This is a genomic window from Streptomyces sp. NPDC014882 (assembly GCF_043081325.1).
Lineage (GTDB): Bacteria > Actinomycetota > Actinomycetes > Streptomycetales > Streptomycetaceae > Streptomyces.
Window position 1 is genome coordinate 283,235 of the sequence record NZ_JBIBWL010000010.1, and the last position, 17,438, is coordinate 300,672.

Consider the following 17,438-nt stretch of genomic DNA (forward strand, 5'->3'; position numbering starts at 1 on the left):
ATGGGGCTGCTGGACATCCTGCTCGGCCGGTCGAAGCCGGTCGCGCCCGACCTGGACCAGTTGTTCGCGCTGCCGTCGGCGGCGGTGACGCTGGAGGCGGCGGCCGGGTTCACGCCGACCGGGCAGGGCGCGGTGTGCTTCGCGACGGTCGAGGGGTCGGCGTTCGAGCAGACGCACCGCGAGGTCCAGGCACTGCTGGACGCGGACACCGAGCGCACCGGGCCCCCGGTGCGGCTGCTGCGGGACGACTACGGCTACTCCTGGCTGGTCTCCTCGCGCACCCCCGGTGAACTCCCGCAACTGGTCAACGATCTGCACGCGGTGAACAGCGCGATGGAGGCCAACGGCTTCGGCCCCCAGTTGCTGTGCTCGCTGGTGGGGTTCGAGGACCGGGACGGGCGGCGGCTGGCACTGGTGTACCTGTACAAGCGCGGCTCCTTCTACCCGTTCGCGCCGCTGCCCGGCGGGGGGCAGCGGCGCGACGGCTCGCTGGAGCTCCAGGTGCGGGCGGCCCTCGCGAACGACCTGCGGACCGAGCAGGACCTCGGCCGCTGGTACCCGCTGTGGGGCGCGCCCGGCCTGTGAGGGGCGGGCGCCGGCCGCTGAAGGGGCCGGCCGGCGGACGGCCCTCCGCGCGGGGCCGCCCCTCGTCCCCTGCCTGCTACCTGCCGCCGCGCTCGCGCGCGTAGCGGCGCTCCCACTTGGCCTGCTGGTCGCGGCGCGCCCGGTAGGCCTTGTACGACGTCGGCGCGGGGGCGGAGCCCTGCGCGGAGCCGGCGACCGGGCCGGACGACGGCGCTGCCGCCGAGGACGACGACGCCGACGAACCGCGGCCGTGGCGCGCGTACAGGTAGAGGGCGGCGACCGCGGCGAGCCAGTACAGGTGGTTGCCGAATCCCAGGACGACCAGGACGACGGTCCCGGAGAGGACGACGGTGCCCATGGTGTGTCTCCTTCCTGGGCGGGGACGGACGGGTGTGCCGGGTGGTGACGGTGGGGGGCGTCTCCCCAGGGTAAGGAGGCGGTCACTCGGCGTGCATCCCCTTTTCCCGGCGCCTAAGGTCGGTATGAAAAGCACGTACGCCATCAAAAGGGGTGCCCGATGAGCAATCTCTTCGTCGTCGCCTACGACGACCTCGCCACCGCCGACCAGGTGCGCGACAAGCTGTTCGAGCTGTCCAGGCAGCACCTGGTCGAGCTGGAGGACGCGGTGGTCGTCGAGCGGCGCGACGACGGCAGGATCAAACTGCACCAGGCGGTGAACCACACGACGGTCGGCGCGGCGGGCGGCGCCGTGTGGGGCGGGGTGATCGGACTGCTGTTCCTGGCCCCGCTGCTCGGGGCGGCGGTGGGCGCGGCGGCCGGGGCGGCCGGCGGGTCCCTCACCGACACCGGCATCAACGACGACTTCATGAGGGAACTCAGCCAGAACCTGCGGCCCGGTGCCGCGGCCCTCTTCGTCCTGTCCAGGCACGCGGCCGGGGACAAGGTGATCCCGCAGATCGCCCCGTTCGGCGGGCAGTTGGTGCAGACCTCGCTGAGCAAGGCGGAGGAGGAGCACCTGCGGGAGGCGATCGCGGCGGCCAGGGCACCGCGGGCGGAGACCGGCTCCCCGACGGCGTGACCGCCCGTGGGCCGGCGTGAGTGAATGGGCCGATGAGCGAGTTGACCGGCTTCCCCCCTGGCCCCTTCCGGCCCTTGCGGTCCTTTCGTCACGAGCACGGCGGTGAGTGTCTCAGCGGTGTGTACGGCGGCGGGGGCCCGGCGGCGGCCACCGCCGTCGTCCTGCACGGGGCCGGCCGCAGCAGCAAGGAGCGACTGCTGCCGCTGCTCGGCGAGTTCGCGGAGCGGGGCTGCCACGCCCTCGCCCTCGACTTCTCCGGGCACGGGGAAAGCACCGGTGCGCTGCGGGAGTCGAGCCTGCGGCGGCGCTTCGAGCAGGCCGTGGCGGTGATCGACGCGTACGTGCCGGGGGACGGGCCACTGGTGCTCGTGGGGTTCAGCATGGGGGGCCAGACCGTGGCCGACCTCACCGCCCACTACGGGGACCGGGTCGCGGCCCTCGGCCTGTGCGCGCCCGCGGTGTACGCGGCCGAGGCGTGGGACGTGCCGTTCGGGGACGGCGGGGGTCCCTCCCGGGCGGACGCGGCCGGGAGCGGGGCGGGGCGGTTCAGCGCGATCATCCGGACGCCGGGGAGCTGGCGGGCGGCGCCCGCGCTGGACGTCCTGCGGGCGTACGGGGGCCGGGCGGTGCTCGCCGTGCCGGGGACCGACGCGGTGGTCCCGGCGGAGGTCACGGAGGCGGTGCAGGACGCGCTGGCCGCCCGTTCCCAGTACACCCGGTTCGAACTGCCGGACGCCGACCACCAGGTGGGCGCGTGGCTGCGCGATCACCCCAACGACCGGCGGGAGTTCGCCGGTGCCGTCCTCACCGGACTCGGCGAGGACGGCTGGACGGCGACCCGCGCCTGGCTGGCCGAGCGGCTGCCGGACGGCCGGACGGTCGTCGAATCCCGCCCGCTGCGGGGCGGTTGGACCTCCCAGATGCGCCGGCTCACCCTGGACGACGGCTCGGGCCTGGTGCTGCGGACGTTCGTGAAGCCCTTCTTCCGCCGTCACGCGCCGGGGCTGCTGACGCGCGAGGCGGACGTGCTGGGGCTGCTCGCGGGGCAGGAGGGCGTCCCGGCGGCGCGGCTGCTGGCCGTCGACGCGGCGGGCGAACTGTGCGACCACCCCAGCCTGTTGATGTCGTCGCTGCCCGGCCGGGTGCGGGTCGACGAGGAGGACCTGGAACGCCGGCTGGACCTGCTCGCGGCCCAGCTCGTCCGGATCCACGCGATCAGCCCCGGCGAGCGCCCGCGGGCCTACCAGGCCTGGACGTCCCCGGAGCGGGTCCGCGCGCCCGCCGGGGCGGTGTGGGAGCGGGCGGTCGACGTGATCCGGCGCGAACCCCCGGCCCACGAGGGGCGTTTCCTGCACCGCGACTTCCATCCCGGCAACGTGCTGTTCGACGGGGCGGGCGACGGGCTGCGGGTCAGCGGGGTCGTCGACTGGGTGGAGACCTCCTGGGGCCCCGCCGACCTGGACGTCGCGCACTGCTCCACGGCGCTGGCCCTGCTGCACGGTCCGGCCCACGGCCTCGGCTTCCGGGAGCGCTACGAGGCGCACGGCGGACACGGCCTCGCCGACGGCACCGACCACCTGTACTGGCGGCTGCTCGACGCCCTGGCCCACTGCCCCGACGCGGCGAAGCTGGCGGGGCCGTGGCGCGAGCTGGGCCGCACCGACCTGACGGCGGAGGTGCTCGGCGCCCGGCTGGAGACGTACGTGGCGGGGCTGCTGGAGGCGTACGCGTGAGGGGGCCGGGTACGGCGAACGGGTGACGCGGACCGGGCCGGCGGGAGCGGGGAGTGGGGCGGGAGGCGGGGCGGGGAGCGGAGTCCTTCGGAGGGAAGGGGTGGGGTGCGCCGGGTGCCGTGCGGGGCGGCACCCGGCGCCGCCCTCACCTGCTGTAGCGCATCAGCGCCCGCACCATGTGGCACGTCGTGTCCGACGGCGGGTGCACGCCGATGAGCCGGGCCGTGCTGCGGATCTTCTCGTCGCGGGCCTGGCTGGGCAGGTAGACGCCCAGGTCGAGCAGGGCTATGGCGAGGCGCATGGCCTTGAGGCGCCGGTTGTGCGTGACGTACCAGTCGCGGGGCCGTCCGGGCGGCAGCGGCCGCTTCGCCACGGGGACGTAGGGCAGGTCGAGCTGGACGGGTCGCTTCGTCTCGAGTGCGGCAGCGGGCACAGGCATCCTCCTGTCGCGGTCAGGGTCCCCTCCGGCACCTCCGGCGGAACCCTCGAACACTGCTTCTATTCTACTGCCCGCCACTGACAAACGCCCCTGGCCAGAAGGCTTTTCGGCCCTGTTTCCGGCTACCGTGACGGTCATGGAGATCTGGATCAACCCCGCCTGTTCCAAGTGCCGCAGCGCCCTCACCCTCCTCGACGCCGAGGGCGCCGACTACACGGTCCGCCGCTACCTGGAGGACGTGCCGAGCGAGGACGAGATCAGCGCCGTGCTCGACCGCCTCGGGCTGGAGCCGTGGGACATCACCCGCACCCAGGAGGCCGAGGCAGGGGAGCTGGGGCTGAGGGAGTGGCCGCGGGACGCCGCCGCGCGCGGGCGCTGGATCGCGGCGCTCGCCGGGCACCCCCGGCTCATCCAGCGCCCGATCATCACCGCCGAGGACGGCACGGCGGTGGTGGCCCGCACGGACGAGGCCGTACGGGACGCTCTGTCCCGTTAGTCCGGCTGCGAACGGTTCGTCGGGCGGCGGGAGTCGGGGCGCTCACGCTGTTACCCTCCGCCGCCATGACCTTCGGTGATCAAGGATTCCCGTACGGACCGCCCGACCCGTACGACCGGTTCGCGGCCGAGCAGCACCGGATCGCGCAGGACCGGCTCGAACAGGACCGGATCGAGCAGGACCGGTTGCGACGGCGGCGGCGCAACCGGCGGCTCGCGGCCACCGGGACCGGTGTCGTCCTGGCCGCCGCCGTCGCGGCCGGTGCCGTGATGGCGGCCGACGGAAACGGTGGGGCCGGCCCCACCGCCGCGCCCCCGGCGGCCACCGCGACCGGCTCGGGCCCCGCCGTCCCGTCCGTCGACGCGCCCCCGCCCTCCGGCGCCCCGAGCAGCCTGCCCTCGCTGCTCGCCCGGCCGGTCATCCGGCCGGAGCAGGCGTTCCCGGCGAAGAACGTCCGCGTCCAGGACGGCTCGCGGTACACCCGGGTCGATCTCGCCACCACCACCGACTGCACCCGCGGCATGTCGGTGGAGCTGGCCGAGATGATCGGACAGGGCGAGCCGTGCGCCCGCATGACGGCGGCGCTCTTCACGGACGCGGACCGGCGCTCGCAGATCACGGTGACCGTGCTGAGCTTCGCCCGGGTCGAGGACGCCACCAGGGTGTTCATGATGGCCTCGCTGGACCCGGTCACCTACCAGGTGGTCTCGCTGGACCCGCCGCCCGAGGCGGGCATGCCGACGGTGCCGCCGGGTTCGGCCGGGGTGTTCCGGCGGGTGATGACGGTCCGCTCGGTGGTGTTCGCCAACGGCCAGTGGGGCGACGGCTCCGAGACCGGCGAGGCCGAACTCACCGCCCAGACCGAGGGGTTGCTGCGGCACGTCAACCAGACGGTGGTGGCCTACGAAGACGGGGAGGCCGGGGAGACCGGGAAGACCGGAGGGAACGGGGAGGACGGGGGGAACGGCTGAGCGGACCACCGGGGGGCGAGCGTCCGCGTGACGCACGCCACACCGTCCGGCGCCGGTGACCACTGAGCAACCCCGTTCGGTATCTCGTACATAGCGGCGTACGCTCCCCTACCCCTCAGGAGGCGCGGATGTCGCGCAGGAGAACTCTCGGCACGAAGAAGAAGATCGCGCTGCTGGTGGGCGCCGCGACGGTGGCGGGAGGCGGCGCCTTCGTCATGGCGGCCACCTCCAACGCCGCGCAGGGCCCGCAGACGGCCGCCGAGTCGACCGTCTGCCAGGGGCTCGCCACCGCCCTCGGCAACAACCAGCGGTTCATCGCCGACCAGCGGGCGGCCCCGGACGCTCAGTCCGCGGCCCGGATCGCCAACCGGGAGGCGGTCGTCGAGCAGATCGAGGTGCAGCAGAAGGCGTCGGGTTGCGTCGTCGGGGAATCGGCTCAGGGCTCCCAGGCGACGCAGCCGGCGCAGAACGGGCAGCAGGGCGGCGGGCAGCAGGCCACCCCGCCCGCCTCGCCGCCGCAGAGCGCCCCGGCCGGGAACGCGGGGAACGCCGGTGACGCCGGGGCCGCCTCCGGCCGGCAGGTCTGCAACGGCTCGACCGTCACCCTCTCCGGTGAGGCGGGCGCCCCGGCCGCGTCCAGCAACCAGTTCCCGGCGGGGACGAAGCTCAAGGTCACCAACCTGGACAACGGCAAGTCCACGACCGTCGAGGTGACCTCGGTCTCCGGCAGTTGCGCGCTGCTGAACGACGCGGCCTTCGAGCAGGTCCGCGAGCCCGGCAAGTTCCTCATCCGCCGGGCCCTGATCGAGAAGGTGGGGTGACGTCCGGAAGAGACGCCGGAAGAGACGTACGTGTCACCGGTCCCGCTGTCCGCGGCCACACGGACAGCGGGACCGGCACGTCCGGGCCCCGCGGCGGCGCCGTTCCGCTCGCACCCGAGCACCCGAAACCCTCCGCACCCTCCGCGCTCCGCTCGCATACGAGACCCTCGCGCCCGCACCGGCGCACCCGCGGCCGTCCCCGCGGTCGCGGCCGCGAACGGCGGCTCGGGGCCGGGCCGTCGCCCTCACACCGTGAGCCGCGCCACAGAACCACCAGGTAACACGGGGTTCACATACGGGCAATGACCGGGAAATCGCCTGTTGACAGGCTGCCCGGCATCGAGAGCGGCGCCCCAGTGCCGCAGCGCCGCAGCACCCGCACGTGCGTCTGACCCACCCCCGAAGGAAGTGGCCCGTGACCTTCAAGGCTGAGTACATCTGGATCGACGGCACCCAGCCGACCGCCAAGCTCCGCTCCAAGACCAGGATCATCACGGGTGGGCCCGTGGGTCTGGACGCGCTGCCGATCTGGGGCTTCGACGGGTCGTCCACGAGCCAGGCCGAGGGCCACGCCTCGGACCGCGTCCTCAAGCCGGTCTTCACCTGCCCCGACCCGGTCCGCGGCGGCGACGACATCCTCGTGCTGTGCGAGGTCCTCGACATCGACATGACGCCGCACGAGTCCAACACCCGTGCCGCGCTGGCCGAGGTCGCCGAGAAGTTCGCCGCGCAGGAGCCGATCTTCGGCATCGAGCAGGAGTACACCTTCTTCCAGGACGGTTACCCGCTCGGCTTCCCCAAGGGCGGCTTCCCGGCCCCGCAGGGCGGCTACTACTGCGGTGTCGGCGCCGACGAGATCTTCGGCCGTGACGTCGTCGAGGCGCACCTGGACAACTGCCTGAAGGCGGGCCTGGGCATCTCCGGCATCAACGCCGAGGTCATGCCCGGCCAGTGGGAGTTCCAGGTCGGCCCGCTCTCCCCGCTGGAGGTCTCCGACCAGCTGTGGGTGGCCCGCTGGCTGCTCTACCGCACCGCCGAGGACTTCGGCATCTCCGCCACCCTCGACCCCAAGCCGGTCAAGGGCGACTGGAACGGCGCCGGCGCGCACACCAACTTCTCCACCAAGGCGATGCGCGAGACGTACGAGGCGATCATCACCGCGTGCGAGTCGCTCGGTGAGGGCTCCAAGCCCCTCGACCACGTCAAGAACTACGGCGCCGGCATCGACGACCGCCTGACCGGTCTGCACGAGACCGCCCCGTGGAACGAGTACTCCTACGGCGTCTCCGACCGCGGCGCCTCGGTCCGCATCCCGTGGCAGGTCGAGAAGGACGGCAAGGGGTACATCGAGGACCGCCGCCCGAACGCCAACGTGGACCCGTACCTGGTGACCCGCCTGATCGTGGACACCTGCTGCTCCGCGCTGGAGAAGGCCGGCCAGGTCTGATCCCGCACTCCTGACGAAACCGGATCCCGGGGCTCCCCGGATCCGGCCCCGCACTCCACCCGGAAGGGGCGCCCGCCGGCTCGGCGGGCGCCCCTCGTCCGTTTCCGGCCGGAAAGCGTCCGAGCAGTGAGAGGAGTCTGCTGTCCGGGGCCGGTGTCTGCTTCAATGAACCCATGGTCGGCTTCCAGCAGCACACCGCGACGGGTCGTCACGACCTCGAGCCGTTCTGGCCCTCCCGTCAGCACCACGACTTCGACCGGGTGTGTTGCCGCGCGACGAACGCGCCGGCCCTCTAAAGCCGTACCCCGGTCTTCGGCCGGCGCGAACGACGTACGTCCCCGACGAGCCCGACCACACATCGCGGCCGTCGCCTCCCGACGAACCTCTCGCGCGAAAGAGCTGACCTCTCATGGCGACCACTCGTTCCCTCCACGACGCCTCCGTCCTCCCCGCCTCCGCCCTCCACGACGTCTCCGCCCTCCCCGCCCCGGCCCGGCACCGCCTCCGCGCGGTGGACCGCGACGAGGTCGCGAACGCCGTGGACGCCGCGAACACCGTGGACCTCGCGAACGCCGTGAACGCCGCAGACGCCGCGGGCTTCGCGGACGTCGCGGGCTTCCTGCCGCCGGGTGCCACCTGGCTGCCCGCTCCCCCGCACACCCTGCCCACCCTGCCGGGGCAGCCGCCGATGGTCGGCTACCTGGTGCTCGTCCCGGCCGACCGGCAGCCGCCGTTCCCGTTCGCGGCGGTGCCCGACGGGCCCGCGACGGACCGGCAGGCGGCGGGCGGGCACGGGGCCCCGGCCGCCGGCGAGGCGGGCGTGCGGATCGACCCCGTGCAGCGCACCGCCCGGGTGGGCGGACGGGAACTCGATCTGACCTACCTGGAGTTCGAGCTGCTCGCGCACCTCGTCGCGCACCCGAACCGGGTGCACACCCGCGACCGGCTCGTCAGCACCGTGTGGGGCTACGGACACGTGGGCGACGGCCGTACCGTCGACGTCCACATCGCCCGGCTGCGCCGCAAGCTGGGCGCGGAGCACCGCCGGACGATCCGGACGGTGCGGCGGGTGGGCTACAAGTACACGCCGCCGACCGGTTCGTGATCCTCTGCTGACGGCAGAGGACGGTTCCCTCCCGGCGGCGGACCGGGCACAGTCACCGGCATGAGACTTCTGGTGCTGGGTGGTACGGAGTTCGCGGGACGGGCCGTCGTCGAGGCGGCCCTCGGGCGCGGCTGGGAGGTGACGGTCTTCAACCGGGGACGGCACGCGTCCGTCCCCGGCACCCGGACCCTGGTCGGCGACCGGACCGCGCCCGGCGGCCTCGCCGCGCTGGAGGACGGCGAGTGGGACGCCGTCGTCGACACCTGGTCGGCGGCGCCCCGCGCGGTGCACGGGGCGGCGCGGCTGCTGCGGGGCCGCGCCGGCCGGTACGTGTACGTGTCGAGCTGCTCGGTGTACGCCTGGGCGCCGCCCGCCGGGTACGCCGAGGACGCGCCGCCGGTCGAGGGCGCCGAGCCCGGCGCGGAGCAGACCGACTACGCCCGCGACAAGCGGGGCGGCGAGCTGGCGGTCGTCGACGCGTTCGGCGCGGCGGACTCCGTGCTGGTGCGGGCCGGACTGATCCTCGGGCCGTACGAGAACGTCGGCCGGCTGCCCTGGTGGCTGACCCGGATCGCCCGCGGCGGCCCGGTCCTGGCACCGGGGCCGCGCGAACTGCCCCTGCAGTACGTCGACGTCCGCGACCTCGCCGAGTGGATCCTCGGAGCGGTGGAGCGGGAACTGAGCGGGCCGTTCAACCTGATGAGTCCTCAGGGGCACGCCACGATGGGCGAGTTGCTGGAGGCGTGCGTACGGGCCACCGGCGGTCCGGCCGAACTGCGCTGGACCGCGCCGGAGACCGTCCTCGCCGCGGGCATCGAGCCGTGGACCCAGCTGCCCGTGTGGGTGCCGCCGGGCAGCGACCTGCACGACGCCCTGCACGCGGCGGACGTCTCCCGGGCCCTCGCCACCGGACTGAGCTGCCGGCCGGTCGGGGAGACCGTCGCCGACACCTGGCGGTGGCTGCGGGAGATCGGCGGCGAGGCCCCGCAGCGCCCGGACCGGACGCGGAAGGGGCTGGACCCGGAGGTGGAGGCGAGGGTGCTGGCGAAGGCGTCGGCGCCGGGCACCCGGTAGCGGAGCGCCGCCCCGCCCGGCCGGGGCGCCGCGGCAGGTGTACCTGACCCCACCCCCCGGTCCGGGGGTCCGGCCCCGTGTCCCCGGCCGGCGGGTCGGCCAGACTGACGGCATGAACACCACCACGAAGGGCGAGAGCGACGGCTCCGGGATCCGGGGCGTGCTGCGCGCCGCCGGGCGCGGGTTCGTGCTGGCCGTCGCCTCCCTCCCGCTCGCCGTCCTGTGCTTCTCCCTCACCGCCGTCTCGATCGCCCTGATCCCCATCGGTGTCGGCCTCGTGACCACGCCGTACGTCCTGGCCGGCGTGCGCCTGTTCGCCGACCGGCGGCGGGCGCTCGCCGCCGCGTGGGGCGGGGTGGGCATCCCGTCGGCGTACCGGCCGGCACCCGAGGACGCCAACCCCTGGACGCGCACCTTCGCGATGCTGCGGGACCCGGCGACCTGGCGGGACCTGCGGTGGCTGCTGGTGGACATGACCGCGGGGTTCGTGACGGCGCTGCTGCCCGCGGTCCTGGTCCTCTACCCGGTGGAGGGCTTCGCGCTGGCCCTCGGGCTGTGGCGCGCGTACGACGACGGCCCCTACTGGTACGGGTTCGTGCCCGTGTCCGACCAGCTCTCCGCGCTCGGCGCCGCCGCCCTGGGCGCCGTCCTGCTGGTCGTCGCCCACCGGTACACGGTCGGCGCCCTCGGGCTCCACTTCCGCCTCACCCGCGCCGTCCTCGCCCCGACCCAGGCCGAACTCGCCGAGCGTGTCCGCGTGTTGACGCAGACGCGGCGGGACGCCGTGGACACCTCGGCCTCCGAGCTGCGGCGCATCGAGCGCGACCTGCACGACGGCGCCCAGGCCCGCCTGGTGGCGATGGGCATGGACCTCGGGACCGTGGAGATGCTCGTCGACAAGGACCCCCAGCAGGCCAAGCGGCTCCTCGCGCAGGCCCGCCGGTCCTCCGCCGACGCCCTCGCCGAGCTGCGCGACCTGGTGCGCGGCATCCATCCGCCGGTGCTCGCCGAACGCGGACTGGGCGACGCCGTGCGGGCGTTGGCGCTGCGGATGCCGACGGCCACCGAGGTGACCGTGGAACTGCCCGGCCGGGCGGACGCCCCCGTGGAGTCGGCGGCGTACTTCGCGGTCAGCGAGGTGCTCACCAACGCGGTCAAGCACTCCGGCGCCGACCGGATCTGGATCGACGCGCACCACGCGGACGGCCACCTGCGGATCTCCGTCACGGACAACGGCAGGGGCGGCGCGGTGATCGGCGCCGGGTCGGGGCTGGCCGGGGTCGAGCGGCGGCTGGGTACATTCGACGGCGTCCTGGCCGTCAGCTCCCCGGCGGGCGGCCCCACCATGGTGACCATGGAGATTCCGTGCGTGTTGTCCTAGCCGAAGACCTGTTCCTGCTCCGGGACGGACTCGTCCGGCTCCTGGAGGCGTTCGGCTTCGAGGTGGCCGCCGCCGTCGAGAGCGGACCCGAGCTGGAACGGGCCCTCGCCGAACTCGAGCCGGACGTCGCCGTCGTCGACGTCCGGCTCCCGCCGACCCACACCGACGAGGGCCTCCAGTGCGCGCTGCGGGCCCGGCGGGAGCGGCCCGGACTGCCGGTGCTGGTCCTCTCCCAGCACGTGGAGCAGCTGTACGCGCGCGAACTGCTCGCCGACGGCAGCGGCGGCGTCGGCTACCTGCTGAAGGACCGGGTCTTCGACGCGGAGCAGTTCGTGGACGCCGTACGGCGGGTCGCGGCGGGCGGGACGGCGATGGACCCGCAGGTGATCCAGCAGTTGCTGGCCCGGCACGGCGGCGACCGGCCGCTGGCCCGGCTGACACCGCGCGAGCGGGAGGTGATGGAGCTGATGGCGCAGGGCCGGTCGAACACGGCGATCGCCCAGAAGATGGTCGTCACCGAGCGGGCCGTGGCGAAGCACACCGCCAACATCTTCATCAAGCTGGGCCTGGAGGTCTCGGACGACGACAACCGGCGGGTCCTCGCCGTGCTGGCCTATCTGGACCGGGACCGGTGACCACCACAACCACCGTTCCGCATAAGACAGTTGGAACGGAATTGTCCCACGGGCCGCTCATCGATTCCCGGGACCGCTGAACACCTGCGGGGCGGCGTGCGTATGGAGAGGCGCCGCTTCATCCTGTCGGGCGCCTCGATGCTGCCCCGCAAGGAAGTCAGAGGAGTTCCATGGGACGCAACACACGTAAACGCCGTTCGTCGATGGCCAACAAGGCCATAGCCGCGTCGGCGGCCCTAGCGCTCGGTGGGGGCGGGCTGATCTGGGCGAACTTCTACGCTTCGGCGCACGAGTCGAAGAACTCGTCGCAGAACCAGACCAAGGCCGCCGCCGCGCAGGTGGCCACCATCTCCTGCCCCGACGTGGGGCAGAAGCTGACGAACGTGCCCGGTGGGGCGCGTTCAGGGGTCGACAGGGAGCTGGCGAACCTCGACAAGCAGATCACCGAGGCCTACGCCCGGCTCGCCTCCACGCGCCAGGCGCAGACCAACGACGCGGGCTTCGTGCAGAACGCGATCGTCGGCCCCCTGAAGGAGAAGCGGGCCGCCACGATCGACCGGATCCGCATCAACATCCAGCGCGCGGGCGGTCAGGTCCAGGACCTCAGCCCGCTCGCCGCCTGCACCACGCAGGGCGCGCAGACCAACGCGGGCGGCGGCCAGAACGGCGGCCAGCAGAACGGCGGCCAGAACAACGGCGGTCAGCAGAACGGCGGCGGCCAGAACGGCGGTCAGCAGGGCAACGGCGGCCAGGGCGGCAACGGCCCGACGGCGGCGGACTTCGTCGACATCACCAAGGCCCCGCGGAACGCCCAGCTCGGCGTGGGGGCCAACGGTCTGGCCGCGAACGGCAACGGCGGATCGCGCGGCACCTTCACCACCTCCTGCGGCACCAACGGCAACGACAACCACAACACGGACAACGTGATCGTCGCCCCCGGTGTCACCAACGGCGCCCACCACCTGCACGACTACGTCGGCAACCAGAACAACGACGCGTTCGCCAGTGACCAGGAGCTGGCCGCGGCCGAGACCAGCTGCCAGAACCAGGGCGACAAGTCCTCGTACTTCTGGCCGGTGCTGCGCGTGCAGGACGGTTCGCAGGACTTCGACCAGAACAACGACGGCGGCGGCAAGGAGGGCAACGTCGGCAAGATCCTCCAGCCGGCCCAGGCCCAGCTGAAGTTCGTCGGCAACAAGCGGGGCAAGGTCGTCGCGATGCCGACGGCGCTGCGCATCATCACCGGTGACGCCAAGGCCTTCGTCAACGGCAACGCCAACGCCAACGTCAACTGGAGCTGCACCGGCTTCGAGAACAAGGTGCAGCTGGAGGACAAGTACCCGATCTGCCCGCAGGGCAGCCAGGTCGTCCGCACGACCAACTTCCAGAGCTGCTGGGACGGCAAGAACATCGACAGCGCCAACCACCGCACGCACGTGGCGTTCGTGCAGGCGAACGGCACCTGCGCCAACGGTTTCAAGGCGATCCCGCAGCTCCAGGTCCGGCTGGTCTACAACGTCCCCGCGCCGAAGATCCAGAACGGGCAGGTCGTGAACCCGTACGCGGTGGACAGCTTCCCGGAGAACCTGCACAAGCCGATCACCGACCACAACGACTTCATCAACTTCTTCTCCCAGAACACGATGAACAAGATGGTCAACTGCATCAATACCGGCAAGCGGTGCAAGTGAGTGACGGTCCGACCGGACACCCGGAGCACTGACACCGGGAGCGCGTGAGAGGCGGCGGTGAGGATTCCTCACCGCCGCCTCCCACGTCGTCCGCGTCCCGTGCACGGGCACCGGGGTCCCCGGACGGGAACCCGGCCGCCGCGAACGGGAACTCAGTGCCCCGAGTGCGTCGCGCCGCCCTGCGAGGGCCCGTGCGCGGAGTGGTCCGTGCCCTCCTCGATGTCGCCGCCGAGCGTGTTCCGCAGCGCCGTGACGGTGCTGGTCTCCTCCCCCACGGCCACCCACTTGCGGCCGACCAGGTAGTGACCGCCGTAGTCCTTGGCGCCGTTGATCCACTCGCGCTGGCCGCGGTCGGTGGCGAAGGTCAGCAGGATGAACTTGCCGTCGGCGTTCCTGCAGAGCGCCTGCCGGAGCTCGTCGGCGTCGGTCTGCATGTCGGGCGTGCACTTCACCTCGGCGGCCAGGCGCTCCAGGCTGCCGGTCGCGGTCACCGGCACACCGCTCCCCGTGTCCTCGCCGGCACCACAGCCCGTCAGCACCAGTGCCGCCGCGGCTGCGGCCGCCGCGAGCGTCGGTCGGGTCACCTTCATCTGTTCCTCCCTGCGAAAGCCTCGCTCTGGATACGGCTCCCGCGCCCGGTCCGCTCAACGTACCCGCGTCCCGGAGCGGCCCGGCCGGCGGTGACCATCGTCCGGCTCGCTCGTTCTGCTGGACGTGCAGTCACAGGATGTCGCCCCACGCCCCGCACCCGGTTCCCGCGCCGGCCGGACCGTCGACGTCGAGCAGGCCGAGGCCGCGCTCGTCGAGCACTACCCGCGTCTGGTCCGGCTCGCCTATCTGGTGCTGCCCCCCGGCCGCGGCCGCGGTCGGCGCGTCCTCGCCGCCCACGCCCTCGTCCAGCGGGCCCTCCCCCGCCGCCGCACCCCGGCCGCGGCCATTCCGTCCCAGTCCGACGCCCGTGCCGGCGAACCCGGTTACGCCTACGTCCGCCTGCGCGTCGTCCGTGCGGCGCTGGAGGCGGGACTGCCGCTGCGGCACCGGGGCCGGCGCGCGCAGCTGCCGGCGCTGCTGCCCCAGGTGTGGGGGCTGCGGCTCTTCCCGCGCTCCGGCGGGGCCGACGAACTCGCCCTGGACCAGCGGCTGTCCACCGTGTCGGGCCCGGCCCGCGCCGCCTACGTCCTGCGCGGCCTGGAGCGGCTCCCCGACGGCGACGTGCGCGAGGTGCTGACCGCGGCCGGCGTCGACGACGTGCGCGCCGCGCTGCGGGAGGCCGACACCGTCCCCGCCCGGTACGCGCTGCTCGAGTCCCCCGAGTTCGACCCCTGCGCGCTCCAGGCCCGCCCCACCGACCTGATGCGGCGGCGCCAGCACACCAAGGCGGCACTCGCCGCCGCCGCCGCGCTCGCCGTGTGCGGCGCGCTGGTCGCGCTGCCCGGTGACGGCTGGGGACCCGACGGCGCGGCCGCCCCGGCGTACGCGCAGAATCCGGCGGCCGAGGCCGCCCTCGATCCGGGGCGGCTGGTGAAGGTCCCGCCCGCCGCCTGGAAGACCTCCGCGCGCACCGACTTCTCCGTCTGGCCCGCGCGCGGCGACCGCACCGGCGACGACGCGCTGCTGCGCCGCGCCCTCGCCGTCTGGGCCCGCCCCGGCGAGCGGGTCCGCGTCTCCTCGACCCCCGGCACCCCGTCCGGCGGACCGGCCGGCCCGCCCCAGCTGCTGTACGCGGGCGACGCCGCCACGGCCCGCGTGGTCATCCTGTACGACGGTCTGCGCGTCGCCCGCTACGCCGAGCCGAAGAACGGCACGACGGGCGCGGCGCTGGACTTCGCGCGGGTGGACGGCGCGACCGGCGCCGAGGCCGCGGCGGTGGTCCTGGACCGGGCCGACGGCAACGTCCGCTACCTGACGGCGCCCTGGGTGTCGAAGGCGGCCGAGCGGGACCTGTCGAAGCCGGGCGCCGGACTGATGGACCTGACCCTGGCCGAGGGCGTCACCTCGCCGCTGTCCAGCCCCGCCACCCGCTCCGGCGCCTGCACCACGTGGAACGTGCTCGAGGTGACCGACGCCTCCGGGTCGTACCTGCTGAGCGATCTCGGCGAGCTGGTGCCCGCCCGGCTGACCGCGGGCAGGCCCACCGCGCCGAAGGAGGCGACGGGCGCGGAGGCGCTGCGCACCTGGGCGCCGTTCGCCTGCTCCCTGGGCGAGATGCGCGCGCGGGGCGTGCGGTCGGTCAACGCCTGGGCGTACGCGCGCCAGCCGCTGCCCGACGCGGGCGGGCAGGCCGGCTGGGTGTGCACCCGTGCCGACACCTGGCGGGGCGCCGGGAGCCGGGTGCTGGCCCAGTTCCGCACGCCGGGCGGCCTGTTCGGCGCGGTCACGGCGCAGGCCGACGACGTCGCGGCGTGCGGTCCGCGTGACCCGCACGTGCTGGCCGGGGTGCTGTGGAAGTCCGAGCCGGGCACCTGGTACCTCCTCGCCGCCGGTGACGAGGACACCGCGTCGGTGCGCGCGACGGGCGGGGTGAGCGGCTCCGGCGAGGGCAACCTGCTGGCCGTGCCGGCGCGGCAGGGCGCGCAGGCCCGGCTGGAGGGGACGCTGGAGGGCGGGCGGTCGGTCCACGGACTGCGCTGAGGGCCGGCCCCGGAGGCACGGACGGGACGCGGGCACGGGCATGGACGCGGGCACGGACGGGAACGCCCTGGGAACACCGTGGCCGATCCGATCCGTTCGCGTCCGGATTCGATCGGTAAGGTGTTCGTATGACTACCGGGGTTCGCCGCAGGATGGGTGTGGAGGAGCGGCGGCAGCAGCTGATCGGCGTCGCTCTCGAACTGTTCGCCCGCCGTTCCCCCGACGAGGTCTCCATCGACGAGATAGCCGCGGCCGCGGGAATCTCGCGGCCGCTCGTCTATCACTACTTCCCCGGCAAACTCAGCCTGTACGAGGCTGCGTTGAAGCGGGCCTCGGAGGACCTGGCGAGCCGGTTCAGCGAGCCGCACGAGGGGCCGCTGGGGGCCCGGCTGCTGCGGGTGATGGGCCGGTACTTCGACTTCGTCGACGCGCACGGCCCCGGGTTCTCGGCCCTGATGCGCGGCGGTCCGGCGGTCGGCTCCTCCACCACGAACGCGCTCGTCGACTCCGTGCGCCAGGCCGCCTACGAGCAGATCCTGTCGCACCTGGGAGTCGCCGAGGCGCCCGCGCGGCTCGAGCTGGTCGTCCGGTCCTGGATCTCGCTCGCCGAGTCGACCGCGCTGATCTGGCTGGACGGGCGGCGCGTCCCCCGCGAGGAGCTGGAGGTCAAGCTCGTGCGCGACTTCGCCGCCCTCACCGCCGTCACCGCCGCCTACGACGAGGAACTGCGCGCCCTGCTGCGGCCGGCCCTGAGCGGGGAACCGGCCGACGGCCCGTTCGCCGGCCTGCTGACCCGGCTGGTCGCGCTGGCGTCGTAGGACGGGGGACGGGGAGGAACGAGTGAGGACCGGGGGGACGGGCCGGGAAGGCCTCCTGTGCCCCGTCCTCCTGGGCCTAGGCCTCGTGCTTGCGGTACGACGGGTCGAGGTCGCGTACCTCGGCGGAGGCGTGCAGGACCGTTTCGGCCGCGGGCTTCACGTGCTGCCGGAGCAGTTCCAGGGCCGTCTCGGTGAGCCTGGCCTTGGTCTCCTCGGTGCGGCCGGCCAGCAGGGCGATGTGGACGTGCACGATGGCGTGGCCCTCGGTGTCGGGGCCGACGACGGCGTCCTCGGTGCGGCGGAACCGCGTCTTGCAGGCGGGCGGCTTGGCCGCCGCGATCTCGACCACGGCCCGGTGCAGCGCGGTGGCGAAACCGGGCCGGTCGAAGTCGTCGGCGAGCCGGTCGGAGTAGTCGACGGTGATCTGCGGCATAGGCACCCCTTCTGGACGGCCCGGTGGTGGGCGACGGGGTCAGCCTAGGGCGTGTCTGACAATTGGCGTCGGATCAGCGCGCGGCGTCTGGTGCGGTGCATCGCAAGGCGGAGGGTCGCCCGTGTACTGGGTGTACTCG

At 73.7% G+C, this 17,438-nt stretch carries 19 protein-coding genes; 15 read left to right on the top strand and 4 right to left on the bottom strand.

Annotated features, from left to right (window positions below):
• On the top strand, positions 1-585 hold the full coding sequence (locus ACF09K_RS23615; protein WP_392246399.1) for a hypothetical protein: 585 nt from the start codon (positions 1-3) through the stop codon (positions 583-585).
• A 76-nt stretch (positions 586-661) separates the two neighbouring features.
• On the opposite strand, the gene ACF09K_RS23620 is transcribed toward ACF09K_RS23615, so the two are convergent.
• Positions 662-943: a hypothetical protein gene (locus ACF09K_RS23620; RefSeq protein ID WP_392246401.1), complete on the bottom strand. Its 282-nt coding sequence runs from the start codon at positions 941-943 to the stop codon at positions 662-664.
• A 159-nt stretch (positions 944-1,102) separates the two neighbouring features.
• On the opposite strand from ACF09K_RS23620, the gene ACF09K_RS23625 reads away from it, so the two are divergent.
• Complete coding sequence (locus ACF09K_RS23625) at positions 1,103-1,624, top strand: DUF1269 domain-containing protein (protein WP_392246403.1); 522 nt, start codon at positions 1,103-1,105, stop codon at positions 1,622-1,624.
• A gap of 32 nt (positions 1,625-1,656) precedes the next feature.
• Complete coding sequence (locus ACF09K_RS23630; RefSeq protein ID WP_392246405.1) at positions 1,657-3,357, top strand: alpha/beta fold hydrolase; 1,701 nt, start codon at positions 1,657-1,659, stop codon at positions 3,355-3,357.
• A 145-nt stretch (positions 3,358-3,502) separates the two neighbouring features.
• Here the strand turns inward: ACF09K_RS23630 and ACF09K_RS23635 are convergent, their stop codons facing one another.
• Positions 3,503-3,790 (bottom strand): hypothetical protein, encoded by a 288-nt coding sequence (locus ACF09K_RS23635; protein ID WP_392246407.1) that lies wholly within the window; start codon positions 3,788-3,790, stop codon positions 3,503-3,505.
• A 142-nt stretch (positions 3,791-3,932) separates the two neighbouring features.
• On the opposite strand from ACF09K_RS23635, the gene ACF09K_RS23640 reads away from it, so the two are divergent.
• The 10 genes from ACF09K_RS23640 to ACF09K_RS23685 all read left to right on the top strand — a co-directional run bounded on the left by ACF09K_RS23640 (position 3,933) and on the right by ACF09K_RS23685 (position 13,417).
• A complete protein-coding gene (locus ACF09K_RS23640) occupies positions 3,933-4,292 on the top strand; it encodes an ArsC/Spx/MgsR family protein (protein ID WP_392246408.1) in 360 nt (119 codons plus the stop codon).
• A gap of 65 nt (positions 4,293-4,357) precedes the next feature.
• Positions 4,358-5,263: a hypothetical protein gene (locus ACF09K_RS23645; RefSeq protein WP_392246410.1), complete on the top strand. Its 906-nt coding sequence runs from the start codon at positions 4,358-4,360 to the stop codon at positions 5,261-5,263.
• Between the two features lie 128 nt (positions 5,264-5,391).
• Positions 5,392-6,084, top strand: coding sequence for a hypothetical protein (locus ACF09K_RS23650; protein ID WP_392246412.1), 693 nt, complete (start codon positions 5,392-5,394; stop codon positions 6,082-6,084).
• A 415-nt stretch (positions 6,085-6,499) separates the two neighbouring features.
• Complete coding sequence (glnII, locus tag ACF09K_RS23655) at positions 6,500-7,531, top strand: glutamine synthetase (protein WP_392246414.1); 1,032 nt, start codon at positions 6,500-6,502, stop codon at positions 7,529-7,531.
• 173 nt (positions 7,532-7,704) lie between these two features.
• Positions 7,705-7,827 (top strand): hypothetical protein, encoded by a 123-nt coding sequence (locus tag ACF09K_RS23660; protein ID WP_392246416.1) that lies wholly within the window; start codon positions 7,705-7,707, stop codon positions 7,825-7,827.
• A 113-nt stretch (positions 7,828-7,940) separates the two neighbouring features.
• The gene (locus ACF09K_RS23665; RefSeq protein WP_392246418.1) at positions 7,941-8,636 is read left to right on the top strand and encodes a winged helix-turn-helix domain-containing protein; all 696 of its coding nucleotides are present in this window, start codon (positions 7,941-7,943) and stop codon (positions 8,634-8,636) included.
• A 60-nt stretch (positions 8,637-8,696) separates the two neighbouring features.
• Positions 8,697-9,710, top strand: coding sequence for an NAD-dependent epimerase/dehydratase family protein (locus ACF09K_RS23670; protein ID WP_392246420.1), 1,014 nt, complete (start codon positions 8,697-8,699; stop codon positions 9,708-9,710).
• A 112-nt stretch (positions 9,711-9,822) separates the two neighbouring features.
• On the top strand, positions 9,823-11,091 hold the full coding sequence (locus ACF09K_RS23675; protein WP_392246422.1) for a sensor histidine kinase: 1,269 nt from the start codon (positions 9,823-9,825) through the stop codon (positions 11,089-11,091).
• Positions 11,076-11,726, top strand: coding sequence for a LuxR C-terminal-related transcriptional regulator (locus ACF09K_RS23680; protein ID WP_392246424.1), 651 nt, complete (start codon positions 11,076-11,078; stop codon positions 11,724-11,726). The genes ACF09K_RS23675 and ACF09K_RS23680 overlap by 16 nt, the downstream gene beginning before the upstream one ends.
• Before the next feature lie 170 nt (positions 11,727-11,896).
• Positions 11,897-13,417, top strand: a complete 1,521-nt coding sequence (locus ACF09K_RS23685; protein WP_392246425.1) for a DUF1996 domain-containing protein — start codon at positions 11,897-11,899, stop codon at positions 13,415-13,417.
• Between the two features lie 152 nt (positions 13,418-13,569).
• On the opposite strand, the gene ACF09K_RS23690 is transcribed toward ACF09K_RS23685, so the two are convergent.
• Positions 13,570-14,007: a hypothetical protein gene (locus tag ACF09K_RS23690; RefSeq protein ID WP_392246427.1), complete on the bottom strand. Its 438-nt coding sequence runs from the start codon at positions 14,005-14,007 to the stop codon at positions 13,570-13,572.
• 124 nt (positions 14,008-14,131) lie between these two features.
• Here ACF09K_RS23690 and ACF09K_RS23695 point away from each other — a divergent pair, with 124 nt between their 5' ends.
• Together ACF09K_RS23695 and ACF09K_RS23700 are read left to right on the top strand one after the other, a co-directional pair.
• A complete protein-coding gene (locus ACF09K_RS23695; protein ID WP_392246429.1) occupies positions 14,132-16,048 on the top strand; it encodes a hypothetical protein in 1,917 nt (638 codons plus the stop codon).
• A gap of 128 nt (positions 16,049-16,176) precedes the next feature.
• Positions 16,177-16,866, top strand: coding sequence for a TetR/AcrR family transcriptional regulator (locus ACF09K_RS23700; RefSeq protein WP_392246430.1), 690 nt, complete (start codon positions 16,177-16,179; stop codon positions 16,864-16,866).
• A gap of 76 nt (positions 16,867-16,942) precedes the next feature.
• Here ACF09K_RS23700 and ACF09K_RS23705 read toward each other — a convergent pair whose 3' ends face one another.
• On the bottom strand, positions 16,943-17,299 hold the full coding sequence (locus ACF09K_RS23705; RefSeq protein WP_392246432.1) for a 5-carboxymethyl-2-hydroxymuconate Delta-isomerase: 357 nt from the start codon (positions 17,297-17,299) through the stop codon (positions 16,943-16,945).
• Positions 17,300-17,438 lie beyond the last annotated feature (139 nt).